The 21213-nt window shown below is 42.7% G+C and carries 21 protein-coding genes; 7 read left to right on the top strand and 14 right to left on the bottom strand.

Annotated elements, in window-relative coordinates; all coding sequences use genetic code 11:
- Positions 1–11 precede the first annotated feature (11 nt).
- A complete protein-coding gene (locus P4S58_RS21965) occupies positions 12–1046 on the bottom strand; it encodes a hypothetical protein (RefSeq protein WP_042481535.1) in 1035 nt (344 codons plus the stop codon).
- Between the two features lie 400 nt (positions 1047–1446).
- Between P4S58_RS21965 and P4S58_RS21960 the strand changes: the two genes are divergently transcribed.
- Genes P4S58_RS21960 through P4S58_RS21935 form a run of 6 tightly spaced genes read left to right on the top strand, consistent with a single transcriptional unit; the run spans position 1447 to position 8381 of the window.
- Entirely contained in the window at positions 1447–2676 is a 1230-nt protein-coding gene (locus P4S58_RS21960) for a sugar ABC transporter substrate-binding protein (RefSeq protein ID WP_337165866.1), read from the top strand.
- 2 nt (positions 2677–2678) lie between these two features.
- Positions 2679–3962: a carbohydrate ABC transporter permease gene (locus tag P4S58_RS21955; RefSeq protein ID WP_337165744.1), complete on the top strand. Its 1284-nt coding sequence runs from the start codon at positions 2679–2681 to the stop codon at positions 3960–3962.
- 2 nt (positions 3963–3964) lie between these two features.
- The gene (locus P4S58_RS21950; RefSeq protein WP_102965717.1) at positions 3965–4798 is read left to right on the top strand and encodes a sugar ABC transporter permease; all 834 of its coding nucleotides are present in this window, start codon (positions 3965–3967) and stop codon (positions 4796–4798) included.
- 15 nt (positions 4799–4813) lie between these two features.
- Entirely contained in the window at positions 4814–6607 is a 1794-nt protein-coding gene (locus P4S58_RS21945; RefSeq protein ID WP_112403417.1) for a glycoside hydrolase family 13 protein, read from the top strand.
- Positions 6604–7500, top strand: a complete 897-nt coding sequence (locus P4S58_RS21940) for an ROK family protein (protein WP_102954186.1) — start codon at positions 6604–6606, stop codon at positions 7498–7500. The genes P4S58_RS21945 and P4S58_RS21940 overlap by 4 nt, the downstream gene beginning before the upstream one ends.
- A 53-nt stretch (positions 7501–7553) precedes the next feature.
- Positions 7554–8381, top strand: coding sequence for a TrmB family transcriptional regulator (locus P4S58_RS21935; protein ID WP_337165741.1), 828 nt, complete (start codon positions 7554–7556; stop codon positions 8379–8381).
- Positions 8382–8448: 67 nt separating this feature from the next.
- Here the strand turns inward: P4S58_RS21935 and P4S58_RS21930 are convergent, their stop codons facing one another.
- The 12 genes from P4S58_RS21930 to P4S58_RS21870 all read right to left on the bottom strand — a co-directional run bounded on the left by P4S58_RS21930 (position 8449) and on the right by P4S58_RS21870 (position 19328).
- The gene (locus P4S58_RS21930) at positions 8449–8826 is read right to left on the bottom strand and encodes a carboxymuconolactone decarboxylase family protein (RefSeq protein ID WP_102962170.1); all 378 of its coding nucleotides are present in this window, start codon (positions 8824–8826) and stop codon (positions 8449–8451) included.
- Positions 8827–8884: 58 nt separating this feature from the next.
- Positions 8885–9241, bottom strand: coding sequence for a MerR family transcriptional regulator (locus P4S58_RS21925; protein ID WP_042490410.1), 357 nt, complete (start codon positions 9239–9241; stop codon positions 8885–8887).
- 416 nt (positions 9242–9657) lie between these two features.
- Positions 9658–10281 carry a LysE family translocator gene (locus tag P4S58_RS21920; RefSeq protein WP_337165738.1) on the bottom strand — a complete coding sequence of 208 codons (624 nt, stop codon included), beginning with the start codon at positions 10279–10281 and terminating at the stop codon, positions 9658–9660.
- Positions 10282–10653: 372 nt separating this feature from the next.
- Positions 10654–11223, bottom strand: coding sequence for a flavodoxin family protein (locus tag P4S58_RS21915; protein ID WP_337165737.1), 570 nt, complete (start codon positions 11221–11223; stop codon positions 10654–10656).
- 38 nt (positions 11224–11261) lie between these two features.
- Complete coding sequence (locus P4S58_RS21910) at positions 11262–11765, bottom strand: GNAT family N-acetyltransferase (protein WP_102954181.1); 504 nt, start codon at positions 11763–11765, stop codon at positions 11262–11264.
- Positions 11766–11845: 80 nt separating this feature from the next.
- Positions 11846–12370 carry a GNAT family N-acetyltransferase gene (locus tag P4S58_RS21905; protein ID WP_267134743.1) on the bottom strand — a complete coding sequence of 175 codons (525 nt, stop codon included), beginning with the start codon at positions 12368–12370 and terminating at the stop codon, positions 11846–11848.
- Between the two features lie 158 nt (positions 12371–12528).
- Entirely contained in the window at positions 12529–13167 is a 639-nt protein-coding gene (locus P4S58_RS21895) for a GIN domain-containing protein (RefSeq protein WP_337165734.1), read from the bottom strand.
- 144 nt (positions 13168–13311) lie between these two features.
- Positions 13312–13815 (bottom strand): peptide deformylase, encoded by a 504-nt coding sequence (def, locus tag P4S58_RS21890; RefSeq protein WP_102965709.1) that lies wholly within the window; start codon positions 13813–13815, stop codon positions 13312–13314.
- A 122-nt stretch (positions 13816–13937) separates the two neighbouring features.
- Positions 13938–14318, bottom strand: a complete 381-nt coding sequence (locus tag P4S58_RS21885) for a nuclear transport factor 2 family protein (protein ID WP_102954178.1) — start codon at positions 14316–14318, stop codon at positions 13938–13940.
- A 367-nt stretch (positions 14319–14685) separates the two neighbouring features.
- On the bottom strand, positions 14686–15351 hold the full coding sequence (locus P4S58_RS21880; protein WP_219725626.1) for a hypothetical protein: 666 nt from the start codon (positions 15349–15351) through the stop codon (positions 14686–14688).
- 465 nt (positions 15352–15816) lie between these two features.
- Positions 15817–17010, bottom strand: a complete 1194-nt coding sequence (locus P4S58_RS21875) for an acetate/propionate family kinase (RefSeq protein WP_102965707.1) — start codon at positions 17008–17010, stop codon at positions 15817–15819.
- A gap of 326 nt (positions 17011–17336) precedes the next feature.
- A complete protein-coding gene (locus P4S58_RS21870; protein ID WP_337165731.1) occupies positions 17337–19328 on the bottom strand; it encodes a TonB-dependent siderophore receptor in 1992 nt (663 codons plus the stop codon).
- A gap of 127 nt (positions 19329–19455) precedes the next feature.
- Between P4S58_RS21870 and P4S58_RS21865 the strand changes: the two genes are divergently transcribed.
- Complete coding sequence (locus P4S58_RS21865) at positions 19456–20439, top strand: AraC family transcriptional regulator (RefSeq protein WP_337165729.1); 984 nt, start codon at positions 19456–19458, stop codon at positions 20437–20439.
- 13 nt (positions 20440–20452) lie between these two features.
- On the opposite strand, the gene vctC is transcribed toward P4S58_RS21865, so the two are convergent.
- Positions 20453–21211, bottom strand: a complete 759-nt coding sequence (vctC, locus tag P4S58_RS21860) for an iron chelate ABC transporter ATP-binding protein VctC (protein WP_042479834.1) — start codon at positions 21209–21211, stop codon at positions 20453–20455.
- Positions 21212–21213 lie beyond the last annotated feature (2 nt).

The following is a 21213-nucleotide window of genomic DNA, read 5'->3' as shown; positions in this document are numbered from 1 at the left end:
CTTAACTCGGGTTAGAAACGGTATAAAGCTTGAAGATAAACCGTGTGCTGTTTTAGCTCACTCTCATTCTTCGCTTCCCATCCAGCCAGTTTACTTTTTTCTTCTACTTCATTCGCGTACTCATACTCGCCTTTTAGCAACCAGCTATCACCAACTGCTTGTTCATAACCCAAGGTTGCTTTACGAATGTCTTTGAAGTAATCGATGTCAGCATTTCCACCGCCACTGTTAGAAGCATTGCGAGTTTCGTTTTCACCAACACGAATACGCGCATAAAGCACACCGGCATCATCAAAGCTATATTGCACAATAGGTTCGATATATTTCTCAGTGAAATCACTGATTTCATTGATACCACCGTTGGCTTGGTGATCTTCATTGTCTTTGATTTGGTAGTACAACTCGACACCCAACTCCCAGCTGCCAAAGCGCTTATAAGGCTTGAAGAGTAAGCTATAACCTTCTTCAGTACGCTCACCCCATTCGCTTTTGTCTTCTGCACTATAGAGATACTCTAGGTTTGAATAGAAACCCCAGTTGTTCTCGTTGCTATAGTAAGTCAGATAAGGACGGAAGCTGTGCTCTGCAAGCGATTTACGCAGGCCGCTAACATAAGGTGAAAAGACTTTACTACGCGTATATTCCAGCTCGTAAATGGCACCGGTTGCCCAACCATTGCCTAAATCAAAGCCTTTGTTGAGTGAGAAGAGTTGCTTAATGCCGTCTTCATTTTCGAAGTAGCTTGGCTCTTTTTGCTCACGGTTTTCCAGTTTAAGACCATACAGTGCACTAAGATTCCAACGGGCATTGTTGTAGTACACGCCAAACACTTCATGGGTTGTTGTACGCTCCTTTTTCTTGGTGCCGTTGAAACCATCGGTCACTTTGTCCTCGTATTCGAGTGAAGTGCCAACATGGCCGCCAAACTGCATCGCTTCGTCAAGGAAACCAACATCGGCATCCATGCCACGCTCACTAGCTGCTAGTGTAGGGAAAGATATTGCAAGCGCCGCCGCTACGGAGACGGAAATTAACGTTCTTTTCACGATAGGTCCTTATCAACCTCTTGGTTGTAAATCGTAGATATAATTAAAATGAATATTTAGTAGTTCACTGTGAACGCCTACTTATTCTTCTGCATGTTGATTTGTTTTTCCTCATCACTTTTATTCAAATGAGACTCCCATCACTCTCACCAGCTCATTTAAGTGATATCAATCACATTTATACATTTAACAGGCGAAGGCTCATTCTAATTGTGTACGCTTTTTGCTCTAGATAAAAACCTCCCCGAATACATCTACACGCATTACCAAAAACACTTACTACACCTACATTTGTTGATTGTTATCACACTTAATATCAAAATTAACTGGATAGTAGTTGACTTAAAAAGAGGTAGATTTAACCTAGTAGTATATTATGAACTACTACAGAGCTATCACGATGAAAAAGACATGGATAAAAGCAGCGATAATCGCTACGTTCGTTAGTCTGCCAGCTGTTACTTTCGCTGAAGATATTCAGCCGGAGCCCGGCTCAGACCTGTTGATCTGGACGGATACCACTACGCTGGATTACATGAAATATGCAGCAGAGTCGTTCAACCAAGATTTCGGTTACAAGGTGAAGTTCTCATTCCGTGGTTTAGCTCCGATCGATTCAGCATCACGCATGATTCAAGATGGTGGTTCCGCTCGAGTCGCTGACATCGCTGAAATTGAACACGATTTACTCGGTCGTTTGGTCGTTGCGGGCGGCGCGATGGAAAACCTCGTGTCAGCAGAGCGCATTCAATCGACGTTCTTGCCGAACGCCACCTCTGCGGCCAAGTACGCTGAAACCAGCTATGGTTTTCCGGTCAGCTACGCGACTTTAGCGCTGTTCTACAATAAAGATCTGCTGCCAAACGCGCCCAAAACCTTTGAAGAAATCATCGATTTTGGCAAAAGCTTTAATAATGCCAAAGAGAACAAATACGCACTGCTTTGGGATATTCAGAATTACTACGAATCACGCATGTTCTTGACGCTGTACGGCGCGTATGAATTTGGTAAAGGTGGTACTGACGCCAAAGATCTTGGCATTAATTCACCACTTGCTCAGCAAGGCATGTCGGCGATGAAAACGCTGAAAGCGGCGAACAACTCCAATCCGGTCGATATGCGTAACCCTCAGGTGCGCCGTGGCTTGTTTGGTGAAGGTAAAGTTGCCGCTATCATTGATGGTCCTTGGGCTATTCAGGGTTATGACAACAGCGGGGTAAATTTTGGCGTAGTGCCTATTCCGACTTTCGAAGGTAAACAACCGCGAACATTCTCAACCGTACGTCTGGCTGTTGTATCAACATATAGCGAGTACCCCAAAGCAGCGCAGCTGTTTGCTGACTACCTCTCTTCAGAAAAGATGTTGATGAAACGCTATGAGATGACCAAATCCATTCCACCAGTACAGGACTTGATGGAAAAAATCATCGTCGATGCGGATGAAGCAACCTACGCAATTATTGCTCAAGGCTTCCATTCAGACGCTATGCCATCAATTCCTGAGATGGGTTACTTATGGTCTCCAATGGCCAGCGCCATCACAGCAATGTGGGTCAATGATCAATCGCCAAAACAGGTACTTGATCACGCCAAAGCGATCATTGAAGAGCAGATCGCGTTTCAGGAGTAGTTATGTTGTTGTCGCAAACTGTCAAAGCGCCGAAAGTGCCAGCCTCCTTGTTTATCATGGGGGCAACACAACTGGCGCATAAACATTGGGTAACAGGCGGGGTTTTCCTCGCCATCCAATGCCTTTTTATTATCTTCTTGCCTGATTTGGCTACCGCGATCAAAGGGTTAGTGTCACTTGGCGACGTGGCACAAACTCGCCAAGGGTTTAAAGTAATTCAAGGGGACAACTCTATCTTTTTGCTGGTGGAAGGGGTCATAGCCGTTTTGTTCCTTTTCCTGGCAATTATCGCGTACGTAACCAATGTTCGAGAGGCGCAACATTGCGAGCTTTGCAGATTAACGCTGCGTCAGCAGTTCAAAGCAATCTACGACGAGAAATTCGCCTTTATCGTTTTGTCGCCAGCATTTATTGCCAGTATCGCTTTCATCATCATGCCGATTGCGATCACTGTGTTGGTCTCTTTCACCAACTACTCGGCACCGCACCATATTCCACCGAAAAATCTGGTCGACTGGGTAGGATTTAAAAACTTCCTGACTCTGTTTGAGTTGAAAATATGGTCGAGCACCTTTATTGGCGTGGCGACTTGGACTGTCACTTGGGCAATTGCAGCAACTGTTTGTACCTGCGGCTTTGGTTTTGTTCTCGCTTTGGCACTGGAAAATCGCAATATCAAAGCGAAGAAGTTGTGGCGTTTTGTCTTTATCTTGCCTTATGCCATTCCGGCGTTTGTTACCTTGCTGATGTTTCGCTTGCTACTCAACGGCATCGGTCCGGTCAATGCCACACTTAATGCTTGGGGGTTCGAATCTGTCGCTTTTCTGTCTGATCCACATATCGCAAAACTGGCAGTCATTGCCGTGAGCGTTTGGGTCGGTGCACCTTACTTTATGTTGCTGATTTCCGGTGCATTAACCAATATTCCACGCGATCTGTACGAAGCAAGTGAAGTGGATGGCGCGAGCAAATTCCAGCAGTTTCGAGAGATCACGCTACCGATGGTTTTGCATCAAGTCGCACCTTCTCTGGTGATGACGTTTGCACACAACTTCAACAACTTCGGTGCAATTTTCTTACTCACTGGTGGTGGACCAATCAATCCGGAATATCGTTTCGCAGGTCATACCGACATTCTAATCACTTGGATTTACAAACTGACGCTGGACTTCCAGCAATACCAAATCGCTTCGGTGATTTCGATTGTTATTTTCTTGTTCTTGTCTGGCATTGCTATCTGGCAGTTCCGCCGTATGAAATCCTTTAAAGACGATGTAGGAATGTAATCATGGATAAACTACTCAGCAAACTGGCAACCGTCATCGTCTATCTGTTCCTAGCAGCCAACGCAATTATAGTGCTTGGACCTGTAATCTGGACGGTGCTCGCCTCTTTTAAACCCGGTAACAACCTGTTTAGCTCCTCATTTGGCGAGTTCGCATTTACGCTGGATCACTACAAAGCACTGTTTAATGACACGCCTTATTTGCAGTGGTACAAAAACACTTTTCTACTCGCCACTGCGAATATGTTGATCTCACTTGTGGTGGTCACCATGACGGCATTTGTCTTTTCCCGTTACCGTTTTCAGGGAAAACGCAATGTATTGATGAGCATCTTGGTACTTCAGATGTTTCCAGCCTTTTTATCGATGACAGCTATTTATATCTTGCTGTCGAAAATGGGCTTAATTGATACCTATATCGGCTTGTTGTTTGTCTATGTTACCGGCTCGCTACCGTTTATGACTTGGCTGGTGAAAGGCTACTTTGACGCCATTCCTACATCGCTGGATGAAGCCGCGAAAATTGACGGCGCTGGCCACATGACCATCTTCCTAGAGATCATCTTGCCACTGGCCAGACCCATTTTAGTGTTTGTTGCCTTGGTCTCATTCACTGGGCCGTGGATGGATTTCATCCTTCCGACGCTGATTTTACGCAGTGAAGAGAAAATGACCTTAGCGATCGGTATCTTCAGTTGGATCACATCTAACTCAGCGGAGAACTTCACCCTATTTGCCGCTGGCTCTCTGTTAGTCGCCATACCGATCACCTTGCTGTTTGTCGCCACACAAAAACACATTACAACTGGCTTAGTCAGTGGCGCAGTAAAAGAATAATTATTAGGAACCGTTATGATTACAAGAAGCTCATTAACTCATTTGGCGAAGAGTGCGGACAGTTACGCTTACGACAACGACACCCTCCACATTCGTTTTCGTAGTGCAAAAGGCGAAGTTGACCATGTAACTCTGTGGATAGGTGACCCTTATACTTGGGCAGAAGGCGGCTTGGACGGAGGAAACTTGGGCGGAAGCGATGCCCACGGCTGGACAGGGGGAACAGAAGTCCCAATGCTGCTGGAAGGACAAAGCGAACACCATGACCATTGGTTTGCTACTTTCGTACCACCGAAAAAGCGCACACGCTATGGCTTTATTCTGTATGGAAAAGATGGTGAAAAATTGCTGTTTGGCGAAAGGCGTTGTGTGGATATTCAAGACGAGCAACGCGCAGAAGTTGAGTTGAGCAACTTGAGCAACTTTTTCTGCTTCCCTTACATCAACCCGAAGGATGTACTGAAAACACCTGAATGGGTTCGCAACACCATCTGGTATCAAATCTTTCCAGAGCGTTTCTATAATGGTCGTCCGGACATTTCCCCAGCCAATGTACAACCTTGGGGAAGTACGCCCACCAGTGACAATTTTATGGGTGGCGACTTGTGGGGCGTAATTGAGAAATTGGATTATTTGCAGGAACTCGGTATCAACGGGCTATACTTCTGCCCAATTTTCACCGCTAATGCCAACCACAAATACGACACCGTCGATTACTACAATGTTGACCCACATTTTGGTGGTAACGAGGCTTTTCGTGCCTTAGTACAAGAAGCCCATCGCCGTGGGATGAGAGTGATGTTGGATGCGGTATTCAATCATATCGGTCATCAATCTCCACTTTGGCTGGACGTGATTGAGAGAGGCGAACAATCTCGCTACGCCGATTGGTTCTGGATCAAGCAGTTCCCCGTTTATCCGGATAAGCCCAAATCTGAGTGGGATTTTGACAACCTTAACTACGAAACATTCGCCAACGTATCAGAGATGCCTAAACTCAATACCGAGAATCCAGAATGCCGTGCATATCTATTGGACGTCGCGCGACACTGGGTACAGGAGTTCGATATTGACGGCTGGCGCTTGGATGTCGCCAACGAAGTCGATCACGAATTCTGGCGCGATTTTCGACGTTTAGTAAAAGGCATCAAGCCAGATTGCTATATCCTTGGCGAAATCTGGCATGAGGGAATACCGTGGCTACGGGGTGATCAATATGACTCGCTGATGAATTACCCATTAACTCAAGCCATTACCGACTTTTTCGCTCTTGGTCTCGATGATAAAACAAGCTTTATCAATGCGGTAACTCGCTCTTATCTTTCCTACCCGAGGAATGTCAACGAGGCGATGTTTAACCTGTTGGAAAGCCACGATACTACCCGCTTAATGAGCCTGTGTGGCAACGATAAGCGCAAAGCGAAACTTGCGTATTTATTCATGTTTACCCAAGTCGGTTCACCGTGCATCTACTATGGCGGTGAAATTGGCATGGATGGACAAAAAGGGATGGGACTTGAGCTTAATCGCAAATGCATGATTTGGGATGAAGACAAGCAGGATATCGATTTCAGAACTTTTGTACAAAAGCTGATTAAGCTTCGCCAGACTTACCCAGAGTGCAACCAACCTTACCTTGAGTGGTTAGATATTGATCACCCATATGTGGTCGCTTTCCGTAAGGGGGCTTTGCAAGTCGTACTCAATAACAGTGATGAAGAAGTGCAATGCTGTGCCAACGGACTTCAACTCACTTTGTCACCGTTTGGCTATGAGATACGCGATATCGTCACTCAGGAACAGTTATGAAGCTTGGTCTTTCTGTTGACTCAAAATGGATATGGGGCGTTGTCATTGATGATAATGAGAAGTCCCACTATCGTAATCAACTAAAGACTCCCGTCAGTGCGCAGCAAACTGCTGCGCTCATATCTAGCATGGCGCTGAGCATGCAACGTATGTTCGGCCCACTAACACTAGTCGGTATTAACCTGATGCCAGACTGTTGGCAGGGACAAGAGCAAACATCCAATGCTAAAGAAGCTCTGTCTGATTGGTTAGCGATACAGCTTTCCATCCCTTACCAGTTGTTCGATCCAGCAGTGATTGCGCTGTCACTCATGCCTTCTCTGCCGAAAGGGAACGTGCTAAGTGCGATACTCGATGACGGTTGTGAGCTGTGCGTCACTGATCAAATTTGCCCAACTAAGCCATACCTAAATGTACTCGACTTGGGCTGGGCGCATAAGCCACTGAAAGGCTATCAAAGCTTAGTCGATGGTTTGACGCCATTGTGCAGTTGTGGAAGTGATGAATGTGTTCGTCAATATCTTTCACGGGAAGGAATAGAGCGTCAATATCATCAGCTCTCATTGCAGCATCGAGATGCCAACGACATCATCCACGGTATTGAAGAGAACCACAATTGGTCAACTCGAGTCTATCGCATCTGGATTGATCAACTCGCGAGAGCGCTCTCTGACGCTATCATTCGCTTCAAACCCAAACTTCTGGTACTGAGCGGCAGCCTAACTTCTCATCCAGACTTAGCCCTGACACTAAAAAGCACCCTAAGCCGCTACTGCCAGTATGAGTCTCTGCCGGAGATTATTTGTCTGCATAACAACGAGTATGGTTTTGCTCAGGGCGCTATCTCAATGTGTACCGTAAATTGTGCACAATCATCTACATTCATTGCATAAGGAATGGTAACCTTGACAGGAAATTTTGCGTGAACAATTACCGAGGAACTCCCGTGACCGAGCTGGTAACAAAACTGATGGACTTTGGCTTTACGAAAACTGATGCTTTGGTTTATATCAACTTGCTTAAAAATGGCCGATCCAGCGGTTATAAAATAGCCAAAGAGATTTCCCTCTCTCGTTCATCTGTTTATTCGTCGATTGACAACCTGTACAAGAACGGTTGTATCTTTATGTCCGACGGAGATACCAAAGAATATGAAGCCAAATCTCCGGATCTGATATTCAGTCAAATTGAGAAAAAAACGATAGAGAACATTCACATCCTGAAGAAAGAGCTGTCACGCATGATGCTTCAGGAAGAGAAAGAATTTATCTATAACGTTACAGGGTTTGAAAATCTGATTCAGAAAGCTCGGGAACTGCTGAATTTGGCGCAAATGGAAGTTTATCTTAATACGGATTTTCATCTCGAATTGATTGCAGACGAGATCTGCCAAGCCATAGAACGCGGAGTACGGGTGATTGTGTTCTCTTTTAATCGCTTAGATTTGCCACACCCAAAAGTTGAACACTATTCTCGCTCAGAAAATCCTGAACAGCGCTATCCTTCTCACCGTTTTATGCTTGTGGTAGACATGAAACAAGCGATGATGTTCTCCCACCGTGAGGAAACTCAAGGCTTGTTCTCAAACAACCGCTTAATCATCAAGATGATGGCTGAGCACATTCACAGTGACATTTACCTGACTGAATATGAAAAATTGGCTTTAGAGAAGCGTTTTCGAATCGCCACCATCCATGAATTGGAAAACAACATGGTGACGGATGACCGCTTAAATGTACATTTGCAGTCAGAACATCAAAGTAGTGATCTTTAGTGATTGAGATATAACTATAGAAGAATAGGGGCAGCTTTAATTTACGCTGCCCTATCGACCTAAATTGCTAATTGTTTCGTTCAGATAGCACTTCTTTAAAAGCAAACATTCCATTTAATGCTGCTGGGAACCCAGCATAGACTGACATTTGTATTATTACTTCTTTCAGCTCATCCTCTGTACAACCAACGTTAAGGGCAGCGTGCAAATGTACTTTTAGCTGTGGCGTACAATTCCCCATAGCTGTCAATGCAGAAACAGTCGCGATCTCTCTTGATTTTAGGTCTAAGCCCTGACGGGTATAAATATCACCAAACGGGTATTCAATGGTGAATTTGGCTAAATCAGGGCATATGTCACGCAGGCTTTCTATAACTTTTTGACCAGCCTCACCATCAATTTTTGATAACTGTTCTAACCCAGAATTAAATCGCTGATTTTCCATTTTGTGTGCTCCTATAAATGACTACCAGCACACCTTACTAGTTAGAGTTCACTCTAAGTCAACTCACTTTCCCACTTTTATATAAATCAATTTTTACTTCTAATGCGTCCAGATGCTCGACCTGTTGCTGGATATGTTGTTTCAGTTTTTCTCGGTGTTTCTCTAACAGTGCTTGGCGATCTGCTCTGGTTTGAGCACCTATATCTCTCAATGACGCATATTTTTGAATTTCTTCTAATGGCATTCCCGTGTCTTTCAGTCGTTTAATAAAGTTGATCCAATCAATATCCCGATTTGAGTAGACACGGTGACCACTACTATTTCTTTGCACATGTTTGAGTAAACCAATTTTTTCATAATATCGAAGCGTGTAAGACGAAAGCCCAACTAGGTCCGAAAACTTTTTCATATTCATCTTTGTTACCTTTCTACTTTAATTGGCTAGGCCAACGTCAACGCCCTACTGCTCACAATAGTCATTGCCGAGAAAATGCCCAAGTTCTCGTAACTCTATTCTAGGGTGCAATAATTTAACCAAACCCAAAACGAAAAAAGCGAGCACTAAGCTCGCTTTTAGCAATATTGCTTTAATTGTTCCTACAGCAATCCAACCGACTGTTGAGCAATAACAAATTCTTCGTTGGTTGGATTTCTATTAATATCGCACCTACTAACAGGGATTTGGACATTTGTGACTTACAAGCCATAGGAGATTCTTAATTTCCTAATATTACACCTAGATTGCTTGATCACATCTGAGTGGCCAAATTTTTTCAGGCGCTACATATTAGAAAAAGCATCTTGAAACCTTATAGCTCTCCGAATCTATCATCAGTTTTTCTTAACTGTTGCGGTGTATAAGCCAGCAAATATTAAGCATAAACCACCTGTAAAATTAAAAGCTTTAGTGAATTTCTCAGATCTAAATAGTTTGCTGGCTTTAGATGCTAATAATGAGTAAAAAGTAACATTTATCAAAGCGAGACATAAAAAAGTTATTGCTAAAATGGAAAACTGATAGGCAATATTATTTGGTGTGATTACAAATTGAGGCATAAATGCAGAATAAAATATAATTCCTTTCGGATTTAACGCATTTACCAAAAAGACATCTTTGAACAATTTTTTTGAATTATAGGCAGAAGAATCAACTGTCTGAACACTCATATTTGGACTTGCCATAAACATTTTTATTCCAAGATATATCAAATATGTAGCACCTAAGTACTTTATTACAATAAATGCTGTAGAAAAAATGGATAAAAATGTACTCAATCCAAGTAATGACAAGATTATGCACATAGCATCACCTAATATAACGCCAATAGATAAAGGTACACTAGCTTTATGACCATATTTCAACGACTGTCCTACAACATAAATAATTGTAGGTCCTGGAATAATAAGAATAAGGCTTGCTGTAAGTACAAATGTTAACCAGATATGTATTGACATATACTCTTCTCTCCATGATGAGAAAATAACTCTATTCGAACGAGTTTTGATTATTTTTTATACCCTAATAATGTTCTCTTTCCATCGTAATTTCAACGGATAAGCAATTTGTTAGTGAAACTAATGGTCAATTAGATTGAATATCTGATCAGTTACCAACAATAAGATAGACACAGTGAAACATTACTAAAATTTGGTCAACTTGACGCTATGAGACCTCGAGATCTGGAACGCTGACAGCTTGAATTTAGGCACAGGCTTTTCAACAATAAGAAAATTTTGTATCAATGTTTTAGCAGTCAGTTTGCTCGGGAAGCCTTAAAGCATCTTCTAGTTCAACGCCAAACTTTACGAATCCGCCTTAAGGCGTTGCTATGTTTTGGATGTCAGTTTAGCAACGACACTAGCAACGCGTTTACCTAAATACTGTGCGGAGAGATCATCAATGCTGTGCACGTTACCATCCGAAGACTGAGAGACAACCCCAAGTTGGCAACCAAGCCGATTTAATCCGAGATCTTTGTAGCCATGTGCGAGATCCAAGCCAACCCAATACATCCCGTGTTGGTTAGCTAAGGTGATTAAGTAGTTTAGAGTACTAGACTGGTCGCCATTTAAAGCACTACCACTAGTAAAGCCTGCTGCTACTTTATTTGCCCACAATTGCTCGCTCCAATACTCACTACTTGCATCTGCGAATGCCTTGAACTGGGCTGCAACACCGCCCATATAAGTCGGGGAACCCATTATAATGGCATCACATGTAAGAAGACTGTCAAACAGCAAAGGATTTACAAACCTCCCTTCTATTATTTCCTTACCACTGATTTTATGCTCAAGTATTTCTATGTCTTCGGCTTCTTCTTTTATACCCTTACTAATTGATTTTGCTAATTTTCCAGTGACATCTGTATGAGTAAAGTAAACTAATGCAATCTTCAACGGATTTCCCTTTTCATCTTAAAAACATAACGCTTCAATCACGCGTGTGTCGCGCGCGTTGGTTTGTTATCTTCTAGTAACTTCTCAATTTGAGGTTGATTTAACCGAAATACTGAGATTTCATCCAATTTTTGAGCTCCTACATTCAAATAAAACTTAATTGCAGAGTCATTTGTTTTAAGTGCCCACCACTCAAACCGGGCACAATCTTGTTCTCTAGCTATTTGAGCCAGATACGCGAGTGCTTTCTTGCCAATTCCCCTTCCTTGACACTTCGGTTCAACATATAAATCATCCAGATGCAGGCCTCGCTTTCCGGTTGTAGTTGAAAATGTAAAGTAATAAACAGCAAATCCACATGGCTTTTCATCTAGATAAAAAATAACGGCTTTTGCTGCAGCATCTTTACCTAGTAAGTTAGTCTCAATATCCGATAGAGAAACAGAAATTGGAAAAGGAAAGTTTTCGCTAATAGCCAAATCTCTAATGTATTTCAAGATCAGTTTCGAATCAGTATTGTGGGCCGGTACAAATTTCAACATTGCTATTTTTCCTCCAAGCACATAACGCTGAGCTAAGTTGCACAATGCGGGACAATTATTTTGTCAACTGAAGCGACTTGTTAGCTATCTTTTAATCTCTTGACCATAACAAACATTCCTATCTCGTACCTGTCAGTTTTATAAGGTATTTCATCAACTATTCTAAATTGATGTCGTTGATAGAATTTTTGGGCTTGCACGTTGTTTTTTAACACATCCAGCCACACGTATTTGCTATCGAGTTCTGATGCAAGTTCCATTACACGCTCGATTAGCCCTGAACCTAGATTATTGCCAACACTATCCTTTTTTAGATAGATTTTTTGCAATTCAATGCATGGTTTGCCCATACCATTCAGCTCGGAATTTATATTTAATTTGGCGAAACCGATCAGTGTATTGTTTCTAAGGGCTAGCAGATAGCGGTGACTTAATGGTGAATTGATACACGATTTAATTGCATCATTTGAAAAATCAGCATTTAAAAAACTATCAATGTCATGCCAAATATCGGCAAAGTGTTCTCTATATGTGTTACGACCTAAAACCGATATTGCTGAAACATCTTTTAATGTTGCTTCTCTTATATTGAATTCCGTTTCCAAACTTACTTATACCTCATGACTTAGATAGCTAACGCCGAGTTGTGGGGTGAACGCCGCATAAACCAAGCTTCCGCAAATCACTTTCACCACCAAAATCACCGCATACCAAAAATGCCACGCGGCATAAATCCCACTTGAACGCCTTGTTATATTTTTGGTTACTCCCGTATTGTTGATATCGATCCACTGCCATTTATTTTTTTATCAATGGTTTGTGGAATCCCTAAATACTCAATACGACCTGAACCATTTACTTTCCCCATTAGTTCGGAAGAAACATTTAGTCGAACTAAGCCTGAACCATTAACTTTGATTTTGCCCGTTTGAGACTCTAGCAATGTAGCTTCCACTTGAGCTGCACCATTTAGGGCAACATCGAAATCGTCAACTCTTCCAAACAAATTTGCTGTACCAGCTCCATTTACTACAAGAGTAAAACTTTTAGCCGCCAAATTTGTAATGTCGACCGTTTGCGCACCATTTAAAGTTAGACTAGACACTGAACCGTTGGCTAACTCAAAGATTAAGCCTTCTTCTATTACAACAGCATCTTTAGTGTTAATTTCAAACTTGCCGTTAGAACAGGTGTATTTCAATGCATCCAGTTCTTTATTGATACCTTTCACGCGGCCAGACGAGTCACCACTAGCAACCAGTTTAACTGTTGAAGGGACGTTAATGGTCAAACTAGTGTAATCGCATGCAGGAACTAAAGTTTCAACTATGTTCTCATTAGCAAAAGCCAAAGAACCATTTATCAAACATACAGATAACAAACTGATAGTTTTTATGTTCATCCATTTTTCCCTAAAAATATAACGACTAGCTAAGTGGCTGAAACCACAATAAATCCCAAATAACCACCTAAAACACACTAGCCAAGTTGAACCAAAACCGCCACAGGTTTACTGTCTGACTTGAACGCCTTGTTGTGAGCGTGGTTAAGAATGAGATCTAATGTATTTCTTGACCTTTTTCATCGCTATCTGACGCTTAAGTGGCGAAAGATAGTCAATAAACAAGTTACCCGACAAATGATCAATTTCGTGCTGCATTACGATAGCTAAAAAATCATCACTTTCAATTGTAAAGGGCTTACCCTCACGATCTAACGCAGATACCACAACTGATGTAAAACGCTCCACATCTGCATAATAATCGGGCACTGACAGGCAGCCTTCTTGACCTAGGGCTTTGTCTGAACCAGAGACCACTTCGGGATTAACCAAAATTAATGGTTCGTCTCGACTTTCTGACAGGTCGATAATAACAACGGCTTCCTTGCGGCCAACCTGAGTTGCAGCCAAACCGATACCATTGTCCGTTGCATACAATGTTTCCAACATATCGTCGATCAACGTTTGTACCAATGAAGTATCCTGCACCTTTTCCGCTTTCACCTTCAGCCTCGGATCTGGAACTGTGATAATTTCTAAAACTGCCATATTTACCTTTTAATTCTTTGAAGCTCAAAGGCCTAGCACAGCAGCACCTAGCCATTGCACCAGCGAGTATTTGACTCTAAACAGCGCTCGCCCAACTAAACTGTGTCTGCTGCTGCGCATTGTTAAACAGTAATTACACTCGAATGGGCCGCTATTACTTCCCAGTGATTACCTTCGATATTTTGCCAAACTCGAGTGAACCGAAATGTCCCGTTTGCAGGATTACCATCATAATTGCCGCAGATTGTTACCTTAGCAAACACAACTGCCGTATCCGTTTGTAATTTGATCTGCTGCTCATCGACCGAAATATCAGATATGTGCAGTAAACCTGATTTATGCGCATCTAAATCGTCTTTTTTGCCGAGAACCTGACCTAAATGATTAGTAAAAATTAAATTAGATGACAACAACTTGTCCAAGGCAACTGTGTCGGATTCAAGCATTGCTTTACACAATAATTCTTCAGCTTCGAGAATTTGGATTTCCCTGCTATTTTCCACCGTAGCTCCTTTTTACTGTTTAACAGTGTCTATTCTGCAGACGTTGTCTTTATAATATTTTCTGAAAATACAGACGCCTGCCATGTAACACACTGCCCTCACAGATTTCTTTCATTCTGAATCCGAAAAATTGCAGTTCATGTCTGTATAACTCCAAATGTACAACTAGATTCATAATCTGCTATTAAAAAAAGTAGGTCAAGAACTAGCGATAGAAAGTCGTCAATGCTCACTGTCTAGCTTGGGATGGAGAAAACGTGTGTTTGCCATGATCGGTCTGATACATCTGGACAGAAGCGCCTTAGACCTCAGGCTCTAAGGCGCTTCTGTCGGACTAGGAAAAGTATGTTGAAGGCTTAGACTTTTGTTAGGCTATTACTATTTCTAAATTTGGGATTAAGTCAGAGATAATGGTACGTTCGCTAGTTGTTGATTCAAAGAATATTTGGTTCTTATTGCCTACAGCTATACCAAACATGTCTTTCAAGTTAGCGCCTATACTGTTGGCAATTGATATAGATTTGAACTTTCCGATATTGAACTTGCCGCCCAAGCACTTTGCAAACTCTTCGCTTAAACGCTGTTCCCAACCGCAGGTGTCAAAGTGATACTTGACTATAAATACAGTGGGGAAAACCTGCTTTTCTTCAACAGTAATAGTAGTATGCGCACCGCATTGTTCCCCTATCCTGTAGCAGAGCTTTCCAGAAGTTAGTATATCTATGGATTCATCTAAAGACTTGGTAGTTTTAAACGCGATACCGCTAAAACCTTTGAAGGTCGTATCATCAATACCAAATCTAACTCTAAAATTGATAAACTCAATATTTATGGAGCCAAAGTTTACGCCAACACTTGTGTATTCTTCTTTCTCAGTCAAAGGCCACGCAAATGGCAAGCCTAATTTCTCAGATACGTCATTAGCAACCTCAAACGGGTCATCCACTTCAACCATAAGATGATCTATTCTGAACATCATCTGCTCTGAATGGAATAAGTCTCGTTGCTCTGCGATTTTGCGATGTGTTTTCATATTTTACTCCAGTTTATTCTGAGTGAAATACAAAGCCTAGATACAAAAAAACCTCTGGCGATGACTCACTCAGAGGTTTTTTATCGACGCAAATAACTACCCCCTGAGAAACCTCATGGTCGTAGTGGTGGTTTTTGAGTTTAGGTAAAATCTGTTCATAGAGAAAATTTCTAACACTCTCTAGGCCTCCTTGCAAGATAAATTAAGATTAGGAAAAATTTGATGGTCTATGGATTTGAGCAATTTAAAAATCTATCGATAATTTCTAGTAGGAGGAAGCTCGCTCTTTTAGCGTCAATAAGTTTAACTCTAAAACATTTAACATTGCTAACTTAGGGGCATTGCAGAAGTCAGTGAAGTTGGTAATTGGTGTGTCGCCATACGCGGCTTAGCGAGGGTCTATCCAACATAAAGAATAAAAAAGCGAGCACTGAGCTCGCTTTTAACAATATGGTTTGATTGTTACTACAGCAATTCAACCGACTGTTGAGCAATAACAAATTCTTCGTTGGTCGGAACCACCATCGCTACCGCATTTAGCAGTTCAGATTTACCGATAATACCTGCGTTACCAAAACGAGCCGCTTCATTGCCTTTCTCGTCTTCGACAAAGCCTAGTAGTTTAAGATTGCTTAAGATCTCGCGACGAATATCCAGTGAGTTCTCACCGATACCACCAGTGAAGATGATTGCATCTAAGCTGTCTAATGGGATCAAGTATGAACCGATGTACTTAGCTACGCGGTAAGTGAACACTTCAAATGCGAGTTTCGCACCTTCATGGCCCTTCGCCATTGCTTCTAAAATGCCACGAGCGTCAGAAGTTAAACCCGACACACCTAAGAAACCTGATTTCTTGTTCAGCGTGTTGAAGACTTCTTCTTGAGTCCAGCCTTTCTTCAACAGGAACTCGATAATGCCTGGGTCAAGGTCGCCTGAGCGCGTACCCATCATTAGGCCAGCCAGTGGGGTGAAGCCCATTGATGTATCGACTGATTTACCGTTACGAATCGCACACACAGATGCACCGTTACCAAGGTGAACCGTGATGAAGTTTGATTCATCAATCGATTTATCCAGCATTTTTGCTGCTTCACGGCTTACAAAGTAATGGCTAGTGCCGTGGAAGCCGTATCGACGAATACCGTATTTCTCATACAGTTCATGAGAAATTGCACCAGTGAATGCTTTTTGCGGCATTGTTTGGTGGAAAGCGGTGTCGAATACAGCAAATTGAGGAAGGCTTGGGAAAGCTTGAATTGCAGCACGAATGCCTTTTGCGCCTGCCGGGTTGTGGAGCGGTGCTAGATCCGACAAGTTTTCAATTTCAGTCAGTACTTCATCATCGATGCGAACCGTTGAAGTGAATTTCTCACCTCCATGAACGATACGATGACCTACTGCAACCAAGTCTTTCGTAAATCCCAAGCTTTCCATCAAACCTACAATACGATTAATGGCGTGTTGGTGATGATTGTCCGGAGCAGTAATCGCCTCTTCAGTTTTCTCTCCCTGATATTTCCAACCAAGAACTGCTTCAGGAAGGCCAAAGCATTCCCCTAAACCTGTAACTAAAGCTTCACCGCTACTTGAATCAATGACTGCAAATTTTAGTGAGGAGCTACCAGAGTTGATAACCAACACATACGAGTTCGACATGGGGCTCTTTCCTGTATCCGACAATGAGTATGAAGCTAATGCTTCGTGTGTTTGCTTACACCCATTATTCAATAATTTTTGAATCTTTCAACTTTGTTTTAATTTTTTAATGCAACTCTCGCGTTTTTTATTGATCTCTAGCAAAAATTCATTTCTTTCGAGTTATGAAATATTTATTCTGCGCTTTACACCAGCTATCAACTACAAAACGGAAAAACCGCCTACAATTGCTTGTAAGCGGTTGAATTACCTAGCCTATTATTTTGTTAGTGCACTTAAGTCGATATGCTATTAGTTACATTTAGTACTTAAGTGGTAGGACGTCGTTAGAACTGATAAGCCGCCGAAATCTTATAGCTTCTTCCCGGTTCATAATCATCCGTGGTCGCGCCACGCGCTGTTCCCAGACGTGATGCGTGAGAGACGTAAAGCTCATCAAAGATGTTTTCAATACCCACAGTTACGATCAAATCGGGGATTTGATGAGGGATCCACTGTGCGTGCATGTTGTGAACGTCATAACCTTGTTTGATGTCCGCACCAGCCATTACGTTATCTTCATCAAGAACAACGATCGACGTCCAACCGAACATCGTATCAATAGAATCCGCTTGATAACCTAAAGTAAGAGCAAAGCTATCGCCCATGTCAGCGCTTGAACCATATGAATCAGGCATTGGGCCACCATTCGTGACATCATTCGCTTCAGAGCGCGCATAAGATAGCTTGGAGCTAAACATGTCGTAAGCGTATGTCGCGCTGACCTCCAGACCTTTGATTTCCATATCACCTGCATTGCGGATGCTATAAGTACTGGTAGCGTTATCCCAATCTGTTGAGATGTAATCATCAATCTGCGTCTTAAATAGCGTAATGTTCATGCCCAAGAAGTGATCGTTCAATTTCTTGTCGAACCTTACACCGGCTTGAGTATTCAAGCCCGTTTCCGCTTTTATATCATCCGCTAAGTACGCGACATCCTGATATCTCACAAAGGTTTCTAATAACTCAGGTCCTTTGAACAAAGAACGAGCGTTGGCAAATAAAGTCCAGTCTTTGGTTACATCCCACTCGGTTCCTAAAGACCAAGTCACATCATCAAAGCTGTTGTCAGAAGTCACCGCTTTGCGCTCAAAATCGTCAAAACGCAAGCCTGCAGTGACAGACCAAGCATCTGTCACATAGAGTTTATTTTCCGCAAACAGAGCCGTTGAAATTGCCGACTCTTCCATAAATTTGGAGCCACCGTAAGCACTTTCGCTGGTCTGATCGATATAATCTGCGCCGTAGGTCACTTGGTTATTTAGGCTTGCGACTTGGTAATCAGATTGGAACTTTATGTTTGCGCCAATATTTCTGTTGGTTGCGGTATTTCTTGAATGACGAACAGTAGCCCAGCGGCTGGTAATCACAGATTCATCACGATCAATTTCTGTTTCACTGCTATACAGCGTGATTTTTCCTTTGTGATGTTCGGTGTCCAGTTCATAAGAGCCAGTGATAGTGTCGCGATCGTACTTAGTCGGCACGAGCTCATCACCCGTTAATGTAAGGTTGGCGCTACCAGCCATATCTGGACGAGGGCTGTAATCACCTTTGTCACGGTACACATCATAGGAAAGCTGGAATCGATGCCCCAATGCAGGTTCAAAACCAATTTTACCCAGCATGTTGTATGTATCTCCATCCGCTCCGATGGTTTCATCACCTTTGCCATCTTCAAAGTTGTCACGCGATATTTGCTGCCCATAGATCATGGCATCAACCTTATCGCTTAATTGACCATATACGGTGACAGAACCCTGCTGGTTTGCGTTAGACGCATAACCTGCGAATACTCGCGCACCAAATGACTCGTCATAGCGAAGCAGATCTTTGGCGTTTTTGGTTTCGAAATAAACAGCACCACCTAGCCCACCAGAGACCACTGAGTTGTTACCCACTTGGATATCTGCTGATTTGAGAATATCAGGGTTTAAAGTCAGGCTGCCGATATGATGGAACATGTTCGCATGTTGCGAAGCACCGTCTAAACGGATATCTAGGTCACTTTCACCTAAACCACGAATATTGATACGTTGGTTTACCGAGTGCGTTCCGCCAACATCGACACCGGGAATATCACGTAACAAGTCGGACATATGATCCGCTTGTTTAACCGAAAGATCATCGGTCGTTAGAGATTCCGAATTACTCGATACTTTTGTTCCCCAGACAACAACCTGTTCTTGCTGAGTCTCTTCCTGCTGGGCGAATACTCCTCCGCTCAACACAGAAGTAATCGCCAAACATACCACTGACTTCTTATTCGGATACATATCCTTTAGTTCCTTTCACTTATGCATAAAATACAAATGATAATCGTTATCAATAATGTTAATATGTATACCGTAAAGTAGGAACCTGAATAGCTTATGCAAAATCGCATAACAGTTATGAGATTTGATGATGGAAACGAATGTAACCGCAAAAAGCCAGCCCGGAACAAAAGTCGTTCTGACTCAGAAGATTCGAGATAGCGAACAACAAACCATAGTGACACAGCGTAAGAATTCTCCACTCTCACTAGCGCGAGGAGAATTTATCAGCCATACCTGTGAAGGCATATTTTCCCTTCACGGCGGAGCCAGCTATGAGTTACAAGACTCGCAGGTTGTTTGTACCAGTGAAGCTTCGACTATCATCACCTTGCTCATCGAAGGAAACCTGCAATTTGGTTACGACGATTTAGAGTTCACCTTAGATGCCAGTGCTGAGCCTCAAGCTCTTATCGTCAATTTGGCGCAACCTTGTAACTTCCATCGACGCTTAGTCAAAGGAAGCCACATCGTAAAACTCAACTTAGTCATATCGCCGCAATGGATAGCAAACCGAATCAAAGAGGCATGCCCTGCAAGCCAGTTTGTCTCCACCCATAAAGCAGCAGCAATGGTAAATTTTACCGGCGAGATGCTTGAGGCAACAAAGAAGGTACTTTCCCTGTCTGCACCTAAAACACTCAACGACTATATTCAGCTCGAAGCCAGCAGTTTTGCATTGATTCAGATGTGTATTGAACAGCTCGCTGACAAACCCACTTCTGAATCCCCTGCTTGCTGCTCCACCTATAATGATTCCATCGGCAAAGCGATACATTACATTGAACAACACCTATCAGAAGATATCCGGTTAGAAAAGCTGGCTCAACAGATGGCAATGAGTGTTTCGAGCTTGCAAAGCAAGTTTAAACAGCAACTTGGCATGACAGTGGCGAGCTATACTCGTGACCGCCGTTTGCATATCGCTCGAAAGCACTTGGAAAAAGGGTATTGCAGCATTACCGAAGCCGCATATGAGGCGGGTTATCATCATCCGTCAAACTTTTCAGCGGCATTTAAGAAAGCCTTTGGTGAATCACCGCAGGCTTTTATGCAAAATAAGACAGAATAGAAGAGTGACGTTGTTAAGTGTGATACAGGCACATCAGTTTGCCTTCCATTTCTACTACCCTAAATGGTGTTTCGTAGATATTACTCAACACCTGCGCTTGGATGACTTCTTCAACACTGCCTGATGCCACCATCTCACCTTTTTTCATCGCGATAATCCGGTCGGAATAGCAGGAAGCAAAGTTGATGTCATGGATAACCACAACAACCGCTTTGTCCAACTCATGCGCGAGACGCTGAATAGTCGACATGATTTGCAGTGAGTGTTTGATATCAAGGTTGTTGAGCGGCTCATCCAAGAAGACATAGTCTGTATCCTGAGCAATTACCATGGCAATAAACGCAAGTTGACGCTGACCACCGCTGAGTTCATCAAGATATTTGTGTTCAATATCAGACAAGTCCAGATACTCAATAGACTGATCAATCACTTGCTGGTCGTCTTGAGTCAGTTTGCCTTTTGAATAAGGAAAACGTCCAAACGAAACCAGTTCCCGAACAGTGAAACGCATGGTTAAGCTGTTCGCTTGACGCAATACAGAAAGCTTTTTAGCTAATGCTTTGGTATCCCAATCCACCAGCTCTCGGTTATCTATCCAGACTTCACCAGCATCACGATTGATTAACCGGCTTGCCATCGATAGCAGCGTACTTTTCCCTGCACCATTAGGGCCAATGATTGAGGTTACTTTCCCTTTCTCAAATTGAGTACTCGCAGCGTTGACTACCGTTTGTTGACCAAACATTTTGGTCAGATTTTTCAATTTGATCATTG

The sequence above is a fragment of the Vibrio sp. Hal054 genome (assembly GCF_037162405.1).
Lineage (GTDB): Bacteria > Pseudomonadota > Gammaproteobacteria > Enterobacterales > Vibrionaceae > Vibrio > Vibrio diazotrophicus.
Note: the sequence above shows the minus strand (reverse complement) of the source record. Positions and strands in the feature narration are given on the sequence as shown.